This is a genomic window from Caballeronia sp. SEWSISQ10-4 2 (assembly GCF_030464885.1).
Taxonomy (GTDB): domain Bacteria; phylum Pseudomonadota; class Gammaproteobacteria; order Burkholderiales; family Burkholderiaceae; genus Caballeronia.
Map to the genome: position 1 here is coordinate 1 of NZ_JALPRJ010000128.1, position 16027 is coordinate 16027.

15 protein-coding genes, 1 tRNA gene and 1 pseudogene are annotated in these 16027 nt (G+C 57.6%); 9 read left to right on the top strand and 8 right to left on the bottom strand.

Features of this window, described 5'->3' with window-relative positions; genetic code table 11:
* Positions 1-66: 66 nt before the first annotated feature.
* From M0D69_RS40795 to M0D69_RS40805, 3 genes are all read right to left on the bottom strand, one after another.
* Positions 67-792 (bottom strand): MBL fold metallo-hydrolase, encoded by a 726-nt coding sequence (locus M0D69_RS40795; RefSeq protein WP_301787476.1) that lies wholly within the window; start codon positions 790-792, stop codon positions 67-69.
* Positions 789-1343, bottom strand: a complete 555-nt coding sequence (locus M0D69_RS40800) for a DUF6875 domain-containing protein (protein ID WP_301787477.1) — start codon at positions 1341-1343, stop codon at positions 789-791. The genes M0D69_RS40795 and M0D69_RS40800 overlap by 4 nt, the downstream gene beginning before the upstream one ends.
* Before the next feature lie 587 nt (positions 1344-1930).
* Complete coding sequence (locus tag M0D69_RS40805) at positions 1931-2731, bottom strand: ATP-grasp fold amidoligase family protein (protein ID WP_367619835.1); 801 nt, start codon at positions 2729-2731, stop codon at positions 1931-1933.
* Positions 2732-3257: 526 nt separating this feature from the next.
* Between M0D69_RS40805 and M0D69_RS43975 the strand changes: the two genes are divergently transcribed.
* Together M0D69_RS43975 and M0D69_RS43980 are read left to right on the top strand one after the other, a co-directional pair.
* Positions 3258-3644, top strand: a complete 387-nt coding sequence (locus tag M0D69_RS43975) for an arylamine N-acetyltransferase (RefSeq protein ID WP_367619836.1) — start codon at positions 3258-3260, stop codon at positions 3642-3644.
* A 358-nt stretch (positions 3645-4002) separates the two neighbouring features.
* The gene (locus M0D69_RS43980) at positions 4003-4227 is read left to right on the top strand and encodes a transposase DNA-binding-containing protein (RefSeq protein ID WP_367619837.1); all 225 of its coding nucleotides are present in this window, start codon (positions 4003-4005) and stop codon (positions 4225-4227) included.
* 46 nt (positions 4228-4273) lie between these two features.
* Here the strand turns inward: M0D69_RS43980 and M0D69_RS40810 are convergent, their stop codons facing one another.
* From M0D69_RS40810 to M0D69_RS40825, 4 genes and pseudogenes are all read right to left on the bottom strand, one after another.
* Entirely contained in the window at positions 4274-5176 is a 903-nt protein-coding gene (locus M0D69_RS40810) for a hypothetical protein (protein WP_301787478.1), read from the bottom strand.
* 615 nt (positions 5177-5791) lie between these two features.
* A pseudogene (locus M0D69_RS40815) lies at positions 5792-6159 on the bottom strand (trehalose-6-phosphate synthase); the annotation flags it as partial.
* Positions 6156-6518, bottom strand: a complete 363-nt coding sequence (locus tag M0D69_RS40820) for an Arm DNA-binding domain-containing protein (RefSeq protein ID WP_301787479.1) — start codon at positions 6516-6518, stop codon at positions 6156-6158. The pseudogene M0D69_RS40815 and the gene M0D69_RS40820, both read right to left, overlap by 4 nt.
* 151 nt (positions 6519-6669) lie before the next feature.
* Positions 6670-6756 (bottom strand) — tRNA-Leu (locus M0D69_RS40825).
* Positions 6757-7083: 327 nt separating this feature from the next.
* On the opposite strand from M0D69_RS40825, the gene rnr reads away from it, so the two are divergent.
* From rnr to M0D69_RS40855, 6 genes are all read left to right on the top strand, one after another.
* Positions 7084-9594, top strand: a complete 2511-nt coding sequence (rnr, locus tag M0D69_RS40830; RefSeq protein ID WP_301787480.1) for a ribonuclease R — start codon at positions 7084-7086, stop codon at positions 9592-9594.
* A gap of 112 nt (positions 9595-9706) precedes the next feature.
* Positions 9707-10450, top strand: coding sequence for a 23S rRNA (guanosine(2251)-2'-O)-methyltransferase RlmB (gene rlmB, locus M0D69_RS40835; RefSeq protein ID WP_047897710.1), 744 nt, complete (start codon positions 9707-9709; stop codon positions 10448-10450).
* Between the two features lie 9 nt (positions 10451-10459).
* On the top strand, positions 10460-11290 hold the full coding sequence (locus M0D69_RS40840) for an N-acetylmuramoyl-L-alanine amidase (RefSeq protein ID WP_301787481.1): 831 nt from the start codon (positions 10460-10462) through the stop codon (positions 11288-11290).
* A 15-nt stretch (positions 11291-11305) separates the two neighbouring features.
* Positions 11306-11698 (top strand): SirB2 family protein, encoded by a 393-nt coding sequence (locus M0D69_RS40845; RefSeq protein ID WP_301787482.1) that lies wholly within the window; start codon positions 11306-11308, stop codon positions 11696-11698.
* A gap of 88 nt (positions 11699-11786) precedes the next feature.
* On the top strand, positions 11787-12482 hold the full coding sequence (gene rpiA, locus M0D69_RS40850; RefSeq protein ID WP_301787483.1) for a ribose-5-phosphate isomerase RpiA: 696 nt from the start codon (positions 11787-11789) through the stop codon (positions 12480-12482).
* Between the two features lie 304 nt (positions 12483-12786).
* Positions 12787-13023, top strand: coding sequence for a hypothetical protein (locus M0D69_RS40855; RefSeq protein WP_047897706.1), 237 nt, complete (start codon positions 12787-12789; stop codon positions 13021-13023).
* 120 nt (positions 13024-13143) lie between these two features.
* Here M0D69_RS40855 and M0D69_RS40860 read toward each other — a convergent pair whose 3' ends face one another.
* Positions 13144-14583, bottom strand: a complete 1440-nt coding sequence (locus tag M0D69_RS40860; RefSeq protein WP_301787484.1) for a glycosyltransferase family 4 protein — start codon at positions 14581-14583, stop codon at positions 13144-13146.
* A gap of 126 nt (positions 14584-14709) precedes the next feature.
* Here M0D69_RS40860 and M0D69_RS40865 point away from each other — a divergent pair, with 126 nt between their 5' ends.
* Positions 14710-15882: a glycosyltransferase family 4 protein gene (locus M0D69_RS40865; protein ID WP_301787485.1), complete on the top strand. Its 1173-nt coding sequence runs from the start codon at positions 14710-14712 to the stop codon at positions 15880-15882.
* Positions 15883-16027 lie beyond the last annotated feature (145 nt).

The following is a 16027-nucleotide window of genomic DNA, read 5'->3' on the forward strand; positions in this document are numbered from 1 at the left end:
CAACGTTTGAACTGACCTTTTGGGTGACTTCGGGGTGAGGTATTTCCGCAGCCTGCTAAGCCCGGATTATCTTTCGACAATTTCTTTAAGCCTATTCTTCGTGCAGTATCCTATGAGCCCATCAATTGTCGCCGCGGCATCATCGTGAATCGAAGGGCCGTGCATCGGGAATATCCAGTCGACATCATATTTTTGAATCTTTTTTAACGCTGAATACAGGTGGTCGATGGAGGGGAGGTATCCGGATTTCTCTATCGACGAAATAATGCCCTGCAATGTACTTCCTGACGCTTCGTCGACGGTACCATATCTCATGAAGATGTCAGATGAAAAAAGCGCTTTGAACCGCGGAATATATATCACTAATGAATCCCACTGGTGTACGTGTTTTGTGAAGATCGGAATAATTAACTCTTCGTTAATTGTGATCGGCACTTCATCTTTAAGCAGTCTTGTTTTGACGGAAAATATGTCGGCGAGCGCGTGCGAACAGATGGGGTGAGCGTATGCGATTAGATTCTGATTTTGCAACATAAAATCCGGAAGGGCGCCCATTTCGTCGACCTCGAAGTGAGGAGCAACGATACTGCTGACGGATCCAACGTTGATCCCTACGGTTAGCAAATTATATTTTAGTTGTGAAAAGTCATCTCTCATTCCCGTCTCTATGCAGAGGATGCTGCCAGACGGCGATTTTACAAAGAACTGGCAGAAGCTAAGGTTTAGTTTTTCGATAAATATGCTGTTCCTATAGACATCATCAGCAAAAATATCTATCTTCGAGGACTTCATTTATTTGCCTCCATTGTCGTTTCAAATTGCCGAAGAGCGATAGCTCCACGCTTGCCGAATTTCTCTAAGTACGCGCGCACATGGCTTTCTTCGTCGTACAAAAAGGCAATATCTGTCGGTACCATATTTCGAATGGCGATTAATGGAATCGGAGCTTGCAGGGGGCGAAACATATTATTCCACAGTCCAGGCTCCTCGCAACCCTGAAAAAATTGACCGATCATCATGTGGCGTTCAACGAATACAGGCTTTAATCGCTTTTGGACATATTCTACTGCGCTTACGACTTCGTTGAGTCTGGTCGGCACAATTATTCGACACTGGTATATGTCATAGATTCCGCCGCTTCGCTGGAATTCCTCCATGTGCATCTCTATGTCTCTTGATAGACACATGACGCTTTCAGAGTGATTTCGGAAAAACTCGATGGATTTTTTTAACATCGCTGTTTTGGCAAATGGGCACACGTCACCGGACCTTCCGACATCACTGTTGGGGGCGCAGAGGAAACTTTCGATCCAGTCGATGACCTTGGAGAAGCCTTCATCCATCGATGCCTCCTCAAGAGACAGATGTTCTGATTCTGACACCCCTGTTACCATGATTAACCTCATCAATCGTCGATTTTGAATTAACTTAAGGTAGGACTTACGCAAACCAAGTCAGCATGTCCGCGCCTCCTAAGCTGCTTCACTTCGTGATGAGTTGAAGCATAAGCACTCATTTATGTGCGGAATGCGGCGAGTCCGAAAATCTCGAAGTGTTGGCCGGTTTAGTCCATTCCGTTAAGTCGTGACAATAGGCTTGCAAACTGCTCCCAGAAGCTTGCAATTACCCAGGATTTTCACGCCCGGCCAATATAGCCAAGCTGGATGTCGATGAGACGATGTGGGCCCCGCCAGATGACAGTATTGCCTGGTAGGGGATCCTTGGCGCCCGCTACATAACCGCGAGTTGTGCGAGTTGTGCGAGTTTTACGAGGCTGCGTGACAGTGGAGCGGCCTGTGCGGAGTGTGCCGTAGCCGGCGACATGCTTGGCGACAAGAAACCGTGCGGTCGGAACAGGCTTGATGGCAATGCGCAGGCTCCGAGCGCCGCGGGGGTAGCAGCGCGCGCTTCAGCAAGGCCTATTTCGCGCTCATCGTCGTTGCCTCCATCCCTGACTCGACGGCCCGCGCATGCCGCTCAGCGCTTGCGGTGGGGTCATTTCTTTTAGAAGCTGCCCCCACTCGTAATCGTAGCGGTCCGGCAAAAAACGGGAAACGCCGGCACCTGGCGTGAACGTCAGCTCGCCGAAGAAGACCTCATTGTCAGGCGCGTAAAGGTCCACACGCACGTAACCGAGGCCTTCCGCCAGCAGCGTGGCAACTCTAACTACCTCGTCCCAATTCGGCAACGGCGGCGCAGCGACCACGCTGCACGGATATTCACCCAATACGACGTCCAGCCGATTCCACTGTGCGTCATAGAAATCGTGCCGCGGATCGCCAAACCGGTCGGAAACTACGCCCGTATAGATGATCGGTGCGCCCTGTCCGCGTCCGAAGATATTCATTTTGAAATCCGCCGGAATTTTTCCGCTTCGGTCAAGGAGCAACTTTTCAAAGAAGATCCGCCGTTCGATAGACCGATAGTGTCGTTCGCGTGAGGCGCGATAGAAATCGATAGCCAGCCATTCATTTGCGAGCTGATTCAGTTTCTCGAACGACGTATCGGACTTGTCCCAGACCACCTTGACGAATCCGCATCCATGGTTCGCTTTCATGACGAATGAAGCGGGAAGCGAGTCGAACACTTCTTGCGTAAAGGTATCGGGCGCCGCAAGCAGCGGGATCAGATGCTTCTCCCCGACCTTGCTCTTCACATACTCGCGAACGCCGAGCTTGTCGGTTAACGCGCTCCACCGCGGATCCGGATGCAGGCAGCGGTCCAAGATCATTTCGTTAAACGTCGCCGCGTTTTTCAGATTCGGGAATCGCCCGACTCTCCTGCGATGCGAAAGAAGCAAAAACACGTAATCAGGGAGGAAGTGCTTCACGCCGTGAAGCAATCGACTGGCGGTTGCACTGGCAACCCTTTTCAGCACTGCTGTGCCCGATAAGCCAAAAAACCGTTGGCCGGCAATTTGCGGCGAAAAGCGCTTCCTCAACGCAGACCAGAGCCGCCCTTGAACCGATTGCGCTCGCTCCCCTGTTTCAACAGAAATGGTCATCGGACTGCCTCCTCACGTGCTGGATATCCAATCGAACAGGAACGGTCGGGCACAAGCAGCACAGACGGCCAGACAGCGGATCGTTTGGAAACCTGGTCGGACACCCTCTCGACCGCCCCATCCTTGCGCACTCAATTGCTTCGCTTCATGCTGCGGCGAAGCATAACCGATCAGTTCGATGCGTGAATGCGGCGTGTCCTAAAGTGTTGAACTGTTGGCCCACTTTGGGGATATTTGTCATTTTCGTGCGTGTATGGACCTGACGCTGGACACGCCGACTCTCCAGGCCCTGCAATATGCCCATATGTTGTCGATTCCCTTTGAAAATCTGGATATCCACCTCGGACAGAAAATCGTCCTTGACGAAGCGCTGTTGTTTAACAAGATCGTCGAGAGACGTCGAGGGGGTATCTGTTACGAACTGAACATATGCCCGCGCATTCCCCTTCTAGGGTCCTGCAGGCTCCTGCGTGTATATCGCGTTAGAGCTGAGATTGTGTCAACCACCGCGTCATTAAGAAAACGTAGGCCGGCTTCTCCAACTCCGATGACTATCCAAAAAATCACAAGCCCCCAGCAATCCGATACGCAACGGGGGAACCATGCTTATAGACCGGCCGCAGTAGCATCCGAGACATAATAACCTGATGGCAATTAACGCGAGTCATCGAGCAACGAAGTAGAACGAATCAATCGGTCATTTCCCTCGGCGAAAGATATTGTGCGTTGTCGCGCAGCCGTAACAGGGAATAGAAGCCAAGCGATTATGACAGCCGTTGAAGCGCGCGTTCGTCAAACGCTGGCGCGCAAACGGAAGGGCGCCAAGCCTCGGTTAACAAGGTGCAGGATTCGCCACATCTTCAGCGGAAGGATGTTGGTAAACAATTCGAGTCGATGTTTGCTTGAGTACACGCGTGACATCAATCGCACGCCGTTGCCTTCCACCAGTGACAAAGATGACTGGGTCGACGCCGAATTTGGCGCGGCAGGTCTGGGAGATGTCTGCATTGACCAGTCGGCTCGTCGCTTTGGCGTGGCGACTGGCCAACACGCCCGATCGTTCATTTCCATGCGCGCTCGATGCTACACAACGCGACGCAGCGTATGGCTTGTTCGATATGACCAGGTCGATGCAGACGGCGCCCTCGAACCTCACATCGTCTATACCCTGCAGAGCAGGGGCTGGTGACAATTGTCATTCGCAAGAATTGTTAGGACGCTAATGGAGGGTCGGACGCGCGCCAGCCGTTTGCTGCGAGGGCGACTCAGTTAACGCGCGCCTTGTCGGTGCGGCGAGTCCGATGTCGAATTGATTTCGGAGGATTCTCTGACTAACTTGTCCGTAATTGCCGCTGCGACGGATTCTTTGATCAACTTGTCCGTCATCGCCGTGGCGGCTTGGCTCGATGCGGGGCGATGCAACACATCAGGCCTATTCGCATGTTCCAGAACTTTGCCTGCACCAGGAACTTGGCCTGCACCAATACGTGCGGAAGGCTGAACGTCCATCCGTTCGGGCGTCTGGGGCACGCGTTGCCGGGTCGGGGGTGTTGTTCCTGCGCCCTCCCGGACATCTGGTGTCGACGGACTCGGTTCGGGCACCGAGTTCTCGGTTCCAGAGGGCACCGACGCCGCCACGGTATTCTCTTTTGTCGGAGTGGGGGGTGCCGTGGGAACCACGGCTCCCGTAGCCACATTGGCATTGCCGTATCGAGGGGCATCCGCTGCGATGGTCGCCGAGCTTTGTAGTTTGGGCTCGATTTCTAACGCAGGTTTGCCTGGTTGCGGCGATTGCGGTGGGGCTTTGGCCAGTTCTTCCCGGGCAAGCAGCTCTCGCTGCACTTGACGTGCCGCTGAGTTGTCTTTCTCTGCAGTGGCCACCGCGGTCGGCGATGCTTTCGCTGATACTGGATCGTCACGTCTCAAGCTGTCGCGCACGGTGTCAAGAGCTTCCGACACTCTGGTCGAACCTGGAGCGAGTCCTGACCGATCTACCTTGCTCATCGCGATTGCGGGTGCTCCGCTAAGGTCGGCGGCACGGGAGTCGCCAGTGGAGTCGGAGATCACTCGGTCTGGTCTAGACTCATCATCGTGGGGCAACAGTAGATATGCCCCGAGCCCCATTTCAGCCAACAGCAGTCCTGATATAAACGTTTTTGCCGCAATGTTCATGTTAATGTAAGCCATAAAGGCAGATATGATGAATAGTGCCAGTTAAGGGCCGGACCATCTTGTGCTTCGGCGATGGAAGCGCGGCACATTGATCATACCGCGTTCGTATCTTGCACCAGAAACATCCACGCTTGCGCCCCGACCTGCTCTGGTGCGATTAGGGGCGAGGCGGATTGATTCGGTATGTTCAGGATTGCTTATGTCACCGTCTAATAAGATTGGTCGGCGGCTGACCGATGGGTTCCGCGAACGCGGGCACATATCCAGAAGTAAAGCTTGAGCCCCCCAACTCGCCGAGAAGCCGGCGTGTTGAACGTAGGTCCAGCGCATAAATTATGAAAAAGCCTTTATAGCGAGCATAAGCGATATCAATTCGCCGATCAGCGGGTCGGATGTGCGCCGATCACTCGGCGCAACTGCGGCAAGGTCGCGAAGAACTTCTTCCAGATCAGGGGCGCGTGCATGCCCGTATTGTCGTAAGGAGACGATCCAGTCGCTCGGCGGACGCGTCACGTCCATGCTAGTCAGCCAAAGATCCACGCGCTTGCCACCAAATTCCGCCCACGCATGAGGAAAAAGAAGGTTGTTGCTGCATGGGTCCCACCGATGGCGCGGTCAAATCCACTCTGAAGCTTGCTCGACCTGCGTGAGCACTTCCAGAAAGGTCGCTGCCCACCTGTGGACATCATGCTTGCGCACTCGTTCAAGGAGCGCTTCATGCCGATTTACGCGCTCGGCGAGTGGCATGGTCAATGCTCGTTGAATGGCATCAGCACTTCCTTGCGTGTCGTAAGGATTGACCAGTAGCGCTTCCTTCAGTTGCTCGGCGGCGCGCGCAAAGCGCGACAGCACCAAGATGCCCGGATCAGCAGGATCCTGTGCCGCGATGAACTTTTAGCCACCAGGTTCATTCCGTCACGCAACGGTGTCACCAATGCGACTCGACTCGCGCGGTAGAGGCCCGGCAGCCGCTTGCGAGCTACACAGCACCAGACACGCGACCGAACTGCGTGCTCAAACTCAACGCGATAGAAATAGGGATTCTGTCAGGCACGCAACTGAGGCTTTCCTGTCGGCAAGCGTACTGTCGGGAGTGGTGTTCCTTGGGCTCGGGTGGACACGTACGCGGTGCAGTGAAAGAAGGCGTGGGGGGATAGGGACCAAGGCTCAGGAAGTTTTCTTTCCCGGTACCGGGACGGCGATATCTGAGTAGCCAAGTCTTTGCTCCGTTCGGACGTATGAGTAGGGAAAGGCCCTGGCCGTCCGGGAGGAGGTAGGGTTTGGGCCCCGCTTTGGCGTTGCGAAACGCCAATTCCGACTTCGGTTCGACGTATCTGGGCATGGCTTTGCCCTCGAAACTGGTATACGCACCGGTATACGTAAAAACGCCGGATGTTACTGGAACACCTCGGACCGCCTAAAACAAAAAACCCCGCAGGCACAAGGCTTTACGGGGTTTCTCGGACTTCTTCGGATTGCTCCGGACTACGTGTTGGTGCCCAAGAGAGGACTCGAACCTCCACGGTGTTGCCACCGCTAGGACCTGAACCTAGTGCGTCTACCAATTCCGCCACCTGGGCAGGGTGCGTGTGCAGCAAAGAACGTAATTATAGCGGGGCGTAACGCGCTGTCAAGCATTTTGAGACCGAAACTGAAACATGGCGCCGAGCCATTACCCATATGGCTTTTGCGCCGATGTGGCCCGGTTGGCGGGTGTTAGAATGATTCGCAAACTATTCGTGAACGAACCGGAACAACGTTAAGTGCAACGTCCCGGCAACGCGCCGATCCAGCCTTTCGCGGGCCGGAATAAAGCCGGGATGGGATGCCGAGAGGTGATCCCCCCAAGAGGTGATCCCCATTAACCGCGACATTCAGTTAGACGAGAAGAGATCATCGATAAGCCCTTGAACAAATATCCGTATCCGATTCCGAGCCGCGAAGAAATTCTCGGCGTGTTGCGCACGAGCGAAGCACCGCTTGCTGCGAACGACATCGCCGAAGCTCTGTCGATCAAGCGCCAGGAGCGCGAAGGATTTTTCAAGCGATTGGGAGCCATGGAACGTGACGGCCAGGTCCGTCTCGACAAACGCGGCTATTACCAACTCACGCACCCCTCGAACTTCGTTGCGGGCCGAGTCCAGGGCCATCGCGACGGCTTTGGCTTCCTGATTCGCGACGACGGCCAGGACGACCTGTTCCTGCCCAACGGCGAAATGCAGAAGGTCATGCACAACGACCGCGTGCTCGCGCGGATCGTCGGTTATGACCGTCGCGGGCGGCCCGAAGGTCACATAGTCGAAGTCACGGATCGCGCGAATAAACGCATCATCGGCCGGCTGATCAGCGAGAACGGCGCGCTGATCCTCGTGCCGGAAGACAAGCGCATCGGCCATGACATCCTGATCACGCAGAATCCGAAGAAAGCGAAAGTGGGGCAGGTGGTATCGGTGGATCTCACCGACTTCCCGAGCCGCCATTCGCAGCCGCTCGGACGCGTGGCGGAAGTGATCGGTGACATCGACGATCCGGGTATGGAAATCGAGATCGCGGTGCGCAAATACGGCGTGCCGCACGAGTTCAGCGACCGTGCGCTCGAGCAGGCCTCGAAGCTTCCGGACGAAGTGCGTCCGGCGGATATCCGGCATCGCGTGGATTTGCGCGATGTGCCGCTGGTCACCATCGACGGCGAAGATGCCCGAGACTTCGACGACGCCGTGTATTGCGAGCCAATGACGGTGGGCCGCGGGACGGGCTTTCGTCTATTGGTCGCGATTGCCGACGTCTCGCATTACGTGCGACCGAACGAGGCGCTGGACGTTGATGCGCTCGATCGCAGCACGTCGGTGTATTTTCCGCGCCGGGTGATTCCAATGTTGCCCGAGAAATTATCGAACGGGCTGTGTTCGCTGAATCCGCACGTGGACCGTTGTGTGCTCGTGTGCGACATGGTGGTCACCGCGCGCGGCGAGATCAAGGCGTACCAGTTCTATCCGGGCGTCATGCATTCGGCCGCGCGGCTGACCTACACCGAGGTCGCTGCGGTCCTGACCAATACGAAGGGACCTGAAGCTGCGAAGCGCGCCGACTTGCTGCCGCAATTGCAGGATCTGTACGGCGTCTATAAGTCGCTGCATGCCGCGCGTCAGAAGCGCGGCGCGATCGATTTCGATACGACCGAGACGTACATCGTCTGCAATGCGCAGGGCAAGATCGAGCAGATCGTGCCGCGGCATCGGAACGACGCGCATCGGCTGATTGAAGAAAGCATGCTGGCCGCGAACGTGTGTGCCGCGGACTTCTTGAAGCGCAACAAGCATCCGGGGCTGTATCGCGTGCATGCCGGGCCGACGCCCGAAAAGCTCGAGAACCTGCGCGCGTTCCTGCGTGGCGTGGGTTTGTCGCTGGGTGGCGGCGAGAAGCCGCACGCAAGCGATTACGCCGCGCTCATGGCAATGGTTCGCGACCGACCGGATGCGCAGATGTTGCAGAGCATGGTGCTGCGCTCCATGCAGCAAGCCGTCTACAGTCCGGATAACATCGGTCACTTCGGACTTGCCTACGAAGCGTACGCACACTTCACGAGCCCGATCCGCCGATACCCCGACCTGCTCACGCATCGCGCGATCTACGCCATCCTGCAGGGCAAGAAGTATCAGCCCGAAGTCGGTCATGACATCACGCTGAGCACGGGCCTGACCAAGGCCGCGCGCGCGATGCAGAAGTCCGACGACGAGTCGCGCAGCCGTCAGCGCAACAACGTCGCGATCTGGGAAGAACTCGGACTGCATTGTTCGTCGAATGAACGCCGTGCCGACGAAGCCTCGCGCGACGTGGAAGCCTGGCTCAAGTGCTATTTCATGCGCGACAAGCTCGGCGAGGAATACGGCGGCATGGTGAACGGCGTGACAACGTTCGGCATCTTCGTGCAACTGGATTCGCTGTTCATTGAAGGGCTGGTGCATATCACGGAGCTCGGCGCAGACTACTTCCAGTACGACGAAATCAAGAACGAGCTGCGTGGCGAACGCACGGGCATTCGTTACCGGATGTCAGACCGGGTGCGTGTGCAGGTCAGCCGTGTCGATCTGGATTCCCGCAAGATCGATTTCCGTCTCGTCCGCGATACCCCCGTCAAGCCGCCAGGACGGACCTCGGCGCCTGCCGAGCACTCCGCGCTGAATGGCGCCAGCGCGGGCGCGGGGCCGCGTGTGCGGCCGTTCCCGTCGGACGAGGGCAGCAGCGTGAACAGCCGCCGGCGCGACCGCGGCGGCAAGAAGGCTGCGGCGCAGGCGGCGGGCAAGGCAGCCGCGGCTGCACTGCCGCCGACGATCGCGAAGGATGTCGCGGCGGCGAAGAAACGCGGGGTGGTAACGAAGCCGGCGGCCAAGAGCCACCCGCCACGCAAGAAGCGCTGAGGCGAGCGGTAGCGAAGAAGGCGACGCACTCAGTTTGAAATGCGCGGCCCGATGCTCGATGCACCGGGCCGCGTTTCCATTTTGTTTTGTTTGAATACGGTCTGGTCCAGTCATGTCACGTCTCAAAGTTTTGTATGGTTTTCACGCGGTGACCGCGCGGGTTCGCGCCGATGCATCGACGATCGAAGAGATCCTCTACGATCCGACCCGCAAGGACCGGCGCATGACGGATTTCCTGCGCACGGCGAAGGAAGCGGGCATTCGCCTGATCGCCGCCGATGAAGCGCGTTTGTGGGGTCTGTCGGGCAACGTCGGCCACCAAGGCGTGGTCGCGCGCGCGACCGACATGCCGCTCGCGCAGAACCTGGCCGAGCTGCTCGATGGCGTCAGCGGTACGCCCTTGCTGCTGGTGCTGGATGGTGTGACGGATCCGCATAACCTCGGTGCGTGTTTGCGCGTGGCCGATGCTGCCGGCGCGCACGCGGTGATCGCACCGCGCGATCGTTCGGCCGGGTTGAACGCCACGGCCGCGAAGGTCGCGAGCGGCGCTGCTGAAACCGTGCCGTACATCACGGTGACGAATCTGGCGCGCGCGTTGCGCGAGTTGAAGGACGCGGGCGTGTGGGTGATCGGCACGGCTGGCGAGGCCACGGCGAGCGTCTATGAGACGAAGCTCGATGGGCCGGTGGCGATTGTTGTCGGCGCGGAAGGCGAGGGTATGCGACGCCTCACCGGCGAGACCTGCGACGAGATCATGAAGATTCCGATGGCAGGCAGTGTCGAGAGTCTGAATGTATCGGTGGCGAGTGGGATTTGCTTGTTCGAAGCCGTCAGGCAGCGGTCGGTGAAAAAGTAAGCGCGCGTCATGCGATTTAGCTCCGCTGTTATTTGCGGTTTGTTCTGCACACTGCTCGCAGCCTGTTCGACCACCGAAATCAATCGCGGCGCTTATATTGCCGACACGCGTTATCACGCACCCAGCGCCGACTCGCGCGTGCGCTTTCTCGTCATGCATTACACGCAAGGCAACGAAGCGCGCTCGCTCGCGGTTCTCACCGGCGACGACGTCAGTGTCCACTACGTCGTGCCCGATAATCCGCGCATCGAAAACGGCGAGCCGGTGGTTTATCAGCTTGTGCCCGAAACGGAACGGGCGTGGCATGCGGGCAAAAGCGAATGGCAGGGTACGACCGAGCTGAACGCTGCATCGATAGGAATTGAAAACGTCAACGTGGGTCCGATCGATACACCGCAAGGACGCACGTGGCAACCGTATCCGCCGGCTCAAGTCGATGCGCTCGTGAAGCTCGCGAAGGACATTGCCACGCGTTACCAGATTCCGCCGACGCGCGTGGTCGGCCATAGCGATATCGCGCCGCAACGCAAGACCGATCCGGGCCCCGCATTCCCGTGGCGCACGCTCTACGACAATGGTGTTGGCGCATGGCCGGACGCCGCAACGGTCGCGCAACATCTTGGCGGGCGCGATCCCAAGGCGCTCGTCGACGTGGCCGCCTTGCAGCAAAAACTCCAGCGTTACGGCTACGACGTCGCGACCGACGGCGTGCTCGACGACAAAACACGCAAGGTGATCGCCGCCTTCCAGATGCACTTTCGTCCCACCGATTACGCCGGCAACCCCGATGCGGAAACGGACGCAATAGCGGCCGCGTTGCTCGATAAGTACCGTCCTTAAAGGCTTTTTCTGCTCATGTCCGATCTCTTTCTGCCGCTTCGTTCGTTGCATATGACGTGCGCGGCGCTCAGCCTCCTCGGCTTCTTTATTCGATGGATCTGGATGCTCCGTGATTCGCCGCTGCTGCAAAAGCGCGTGGTGAAGATCGTGCCGCATATCGTCGATACGCTCTTGCTGCTGAGTGCTATCGGGCTGGTCGGGATAGTTGGCTTCGGGCCGAACTCGGCGTGGCTGTCGGCCAAGATCGTTGGGCTGATCGTGTATATCGTGCTCGGTACCTTCGCGCTGAAACGCGGCCGGACCAGGAGTGCGCGGGCCGTGTTCGGTGTGCTCGCGATCATCGTGTTCGCGTTTATCGCGTCGGTCGCGCGCACGCACAATCCGCTGGGATTTTTCATGCACGTCTGACCGGGCGGCGCCGCTGCCGCTGCGAAAACCCTGCGCCGCCGCGCTCAGCTAAAATTGAGGCTTCCCCCTTTACGCTGTCACCCTAGCCATGACCCAAGATGAACTGAAGCAACTGGTCGCCGCCGAAGCGGCCGCCTACGTCCACGCCAACGTACCCGAAGGCGCGGTGATCGGCGTCGGCACGGGCACGACGGCGAACTGTTTTATCGATGCTATTGCCAGCACGAAGTCGCGCTATCGCGGGGCGGTATCGAGTTCGCTCGCGACAACCGCACGGCTCGAAGCGCATGGATTCAAGGTGCTGGAGTTGAACGAGATCGAATCGCTGCCCGTGTATGTGGACGGCGCCGATGAAATCGACTCGCATGGCGCGATGATCAAAGGCGGTGGCGGGGCGCTCACGCGGGAAAAGATCGTGGCGTCGGTGGCGGATGTGTTTGTCTGTATCGCCGATGCAAGCAAGCGTGTCGAGGTGCTTGGGACGTTTCCGTTGCCCATCGAAGTCGTGCCGATGGCACGCACGGCGATCGGCCGGCGCATTACGGCATTGGGCGGGGTGCCGGTGCTGCGCGTGACCGAGGACGGCTCACCGTTTATTACTGACAACGGCAACGAGATCATCGACGTGAAAACGCTGAAGATTACCGATCCGATCGCGCTTGAAGCACAAATAAATGGGTGGCCCGGCGTGGTGTCGGTGGGTTTGTTCGCGGCGCGGGGCGCGAATATCTGTTTGCTTGGAACGCCGGGTGGCGTGGACCGGATCGATTACGTGCAGCGCTAAGGCCAGCGGTAAGTTCTAAAAATGCGCGGAGGCTTCCTGGCCTGCCGCGTTTTTTTATTCGATGCAATTCAGCCACAGAAACCCTGAACAGACCATTTCCATTAAATATGTCTTTAGTAAGATATATCCGATCGAGCAGAATCGGCGCCTAGTCAAAAATAGGTCAGCCCTAGAGCAAGCGCTCTAAGCCCTCCAGATTGCGTGACCGCGAACATTCCGTCCGCGTTAGAAAGCGTAATAGCTTGTATAGCCGCTTATGCGTGGGCGTGGTGTCAAAGGTCTTAACAATTACGGGAATACGGCGATGCAAACCAATCTTCGCAAGACGCTCGACGCGTCGTACACGCGTCTTAAGCACATGGAGCCGTCGCCCACGGCATTCGCAGGCAATTACGCGTTGTGTCTTGGCGTGATCATGGGCGGACAGACCTGCAAGGGGATGTCGGTCACAGAAGCTGCGAGCGAACGCGCTTATCTTGCGATGCTTGCCGCCATGTACGAAATTCAGCTCGGCGTGCGGGGCGATCTTAGCCAACGCTGAAGCATTCGGGGAGCAGCAATTTAAAAAGCCCGGCGTTCCAAGCGTCGGGCTTTTCAATTTTTAACCTTTCGGTTCGATGTTTTCTTCGCGCTCGTCTTGGTGTTTGCCTTAGCATTTCAGTTAGCGGTGCTTCGCGGCACTTGGCGCTTTTGCCAGCTTCACATCGCGGTCAGTTGTTGGCGTAGGCGCTGCGATATTGAAAAGCACACGCGTCATCTGATGTAGATATCGTTTGATGGAAAAGTGCTGGCCTGCGTCGGCGTGACCTTGGGCGGCGAGACGCGCTGCCAGTTCGGGTGCGCGCTGCAAGGTACGAATGGCTTCCGCTAACTTCGGTGCATCGTTCGGTTCGACGATCAGCCCGTTCTCGCCATTCCTTAGTATCTCAGGCACCGCACCTCCGTTCGATGCAATCACGGGCTTGCCTGCTGCCATTGCTTCAATGATCACAAGGCCGAACGGTTCCGGCTGGGTGGAGGCGTGCACGACCACGTCCATTACGCTCATCCATGACGCCACGTCGTGCTGAAAACCTGCGAAGTGCACTCGCTCAGTTATGCCGAGCGTCTTGGCTTGCGTTCTTAGACTCTCTGCATAGTCGGTCTCGCCGAAGAGGGCGTCTCCGACGAGGACGAGATGAGCGTTGGGTACGCGCGCGATGGCATCGAGTGCAACGTGCTGACCCTTCCACGCCGTGAAGCGACCGAACAAGCCGACGAGAAAGGCGTCCGTGGGAAGCTCACGCAATGCACGGCGCTCGTCGATCGGCGTGACCGCTTGCTTGGCATCGCCACTAAAGCGTGCAATGTCCACGCCGTTGTGGACGATCGGCACTGCGCTGCGTGGCAAACCGGTGAGTTCGATGAGCGCGTCGGCGGAAGCACGCGAATTTGCGATCACATGATCGACGCCGATCTTCACGGCCCACTTGATCAGCAGCAGATGCACGTGGCCGAAGTGAGCACGCGAGACGATGTCGTGCACATGCCAGACCGTGGGCTTGCGATGCAATACGTGACCGAATGCCCCTAGAATCAAGGCCTTTTGCGTGTTGAGGAACACGATATCGAAGGATTTTGCGCGTGCTGCGATCGAACGGACCTGACGCACGATGCCGGGCAACGCGGCGATGGCGGCGAACCTCATGCGGTCCTTCTTGATGCTTGAGATACGTGCATCCGTGTCTACCGATACCCGCACGCCTTCGGCCTGGAGCCGTTCACGGAACGGGCCGTCCGAGAGCAACAGGACTTCGCTGCGCTGGGTGCATCGAATGGCGAGCGGCAGGAGACAGATTTCGGCGCCACCAAGCTGGCCGCTCTGATCGACGAAGAGGACGCGTGGTTCTCTGCTCGATGACAACGAGGCCGCGGTGTCGGCGCGTTGCGGGGCGAACTCGCGTGTGTTGGCTACCGATGCCGGGCCTTTGTCACGCAGCAGTGTGGTGGATGTAATTGATAAGCTGGCTGCGGTTTTTGTGGGCATCGATGACAGGCGCTGCAAATGGTCGAATGAGCGATGGGCAAGCCCGGAGCCGATAAAGGTAACGATCGTGGGCAAGCGGACACAGCGCTCATTATTCGCAATGCGATGGTCGAAGTGTGTGGGCATGCGCACGAAGGCGTGCAGTGACTGTCTTTAAACTCGCTTCATCGGCAGCAAAGGCTGCGGCAGACGGGTTTCATCATGAAAGTGGCTATTGTTCACGACTGGCTGGTGGTGTCGGGCGGCGCGGAGAAGGTGCTGGAGCAGATGATTGCGTGCTTTCCGCAGGCGGACATCTTCAGTCTTGTGGACTTCCTGGAAGACCGCTCGATCGTTCATAACAAGCCCGTGAAGACTTCGTTCATACAGGGGCTTCCGTATGCGAAGAAAAAGTATCGGGGGTATTTGCCGCTGATGCCGCTTGCTATCGAACAGTTCGACTTGTCGGGCTATGACCTTGTGCTTTCGAGTTCGCATGCGGTGGCGAAGGGCGTGCTGGTTGGGCCCGACCAGACCCATGTGAGTTATGTGCATTCACCCATTCGTTACGCGTGGGACTTGCAGCATCAATATTTGCGTGAGGCGCGTCTTGAGCGCGGTCCGCGTTCATGGGCTGCGCGCATGTTGCTGCATTATTTGCGCAACTGGGACGCGCGCTCGGCTAACGGCGTGGACCGCATGATTGCGAATTCGCACTTCGTGGCGCGGCGGATCATGAAGAGTTATCGACGTGAAGCGGCGGTCATTGCACCGCCGGTCGATGTCCATGCATTCGAGGTGGGCGACAAGAAGGGCGACTTCTATTTGACGGCGTCGCGAATGGTGCCTTACAAGCGCATTGATATGATTGTGGAAGCCTTTGCTTCCATGCCTGATCGCAAGCTCGTGGTGATTGGTGATGGTCCGCAGATGGATCTGGTGCGTTCGAAGGCCACGTCCAATGTGAGTATCCTGGGTTACCAGTCGTTTGAGGTCTTGAAGGATCACATGCAGCGGGCGAAGGCGTTTGTGTATGCCGCCGAGGAGGACTTTGGCATCGCGATAGTCGAAGCGCAGGCTTGTGGCACGCCTGTGATTGCGTACGGCAAGGGCGGGGCATTGGAGTCGGTGGTGCCGCTTGGATCGCCGGGGGCGACGGGTTTGCATTTCACGACACAGACGCCGGCGTCGTTATGTGAAGCGGTGGAGCGGTTTGAGGATTGCTCTCATGCCTTTACGACGGCTGCGTGTCGCAGGAATGCGGAGCGGTTTGGTGCAGCGGATTTTCGTCGCCGGTTTATTGTTGAGGTGTTGAACGCGATGGCGAAGGCTGAACCTAGCCGGGAAAGCGAGGTCACGAGTGTGATGTCGTCGGCGTATGTTAAGGCCGCTTAAGGGTGCGTTTTTCGTTCGCACTCGGGCGGGGGATTTCGCTAGCGCTCGCGGGGCTGAGTTGATGCCGGGTTGCTGCTTTCTGCGTCCGTAGCCGGTCTATTCTGGCTGTTCTCTTTATCACTATTAGCCACTGTGCGTGGCGGCA

What these genes read in the sequence shown, in the direction of transcription:
- M0D69_RS43980 (WP_367619837.1), top strand. Translation starts at nt 4,003, where the DNA reads ATGTCTGCATTGACCAGTCGGCTCGTCGCTTTGGCGTGGCGACTGGCC.
- M0D69_RS40820 (WP_301787479.1), bottom strand. Translation starts at nt 6,518, where the DNA reads ATGCCCAGATACGTCGAACCGAAGTCGGAATTGGCGTTTCGCAACGCC.
- M0D69_RS40805 (WP_367619835.1), bottom strand. Translation starts at nt 2,731, where the DNA reads ATGATCTTGGACCGCTGCCTGCATCCGGATCCGCGGTGGAGCGCGTTA.
- M0D69_RS40800 (WP_301787477.1), bottom strand. Translation starts at nt 1,343, where the DNA reads ATGGATGAAGGCTTCTCCAAGGTCATCGACTGGATCGAAAGTTTCCTC.
- M0D69_RS40865 (WP_301787485.1), top strand. Translation starts at nt 14,710, where the DNA reads ATGAAAGTGGCTATTGTTCACGACTGGCTGGTGGTGTCGGGCGGCGCG.
- rpiA (WP_301787483.1), top strand. Translation starts at nt 11,787, where the DNA reads ATGACCCAAGATGAACTGAAGCAACTGGTCGCCGCCGAAGCGGCCGCC.
- M0D69_RS40845 (WP_301787482.1), top strand. Translation starts at nt 11,306, where the DNA reads ATGTCCGATCTCTTTCTGCCGCTTCGTTCGTTGCATATGACGTGCGCG.
- M0D69_RS40810 (WP_301787478.1), bottom strand. Translation starts at nt 5,176, where the DNA reads ATGAACATTGCGGCAAAAACGTTTATATCAGGACTGCTGTTGGCTGAA.
- rlmB (WP_047897710.1), top strand. Translation starts at nt 9,707, where the DNA reads ATGTCACGTCTCAAAGTTTTGTATGGTTTTCACGCGGTGACCGCGCGG.
- M0D69_RS40840 (WP_301787481.1), top strand. Translation starts at nt 10,460, where the DNA reads ATGCGATTTAGCTCCGCTGTTATTTGCGGTTTGTTCTGCACACTGCTC.
- M0D69_RS43975 (WP_367619836.1), top strand. Translation starts at nt 3,258, where the DNA reads ATGGACCTGACGCTGGACACGCCGACTCTCCAGGCCCTGCAATATGCC.
- M0D69_RS40795 (WP_301787476.1), bottom strand. Translation starts at nt 792, where the DNA reads ATGAAGTCCTCGAAGATAGATATTTTTGCTGATGATGTCTATAGGAAC.
- M0D69_RS40855 (WP_047897706.1), top strand. Translation starts at nt 12,787, where the DNA reads ATGCAAACCAATCTTCGCAAGACGCTCGACGCGTCGTACACGCGTCTT.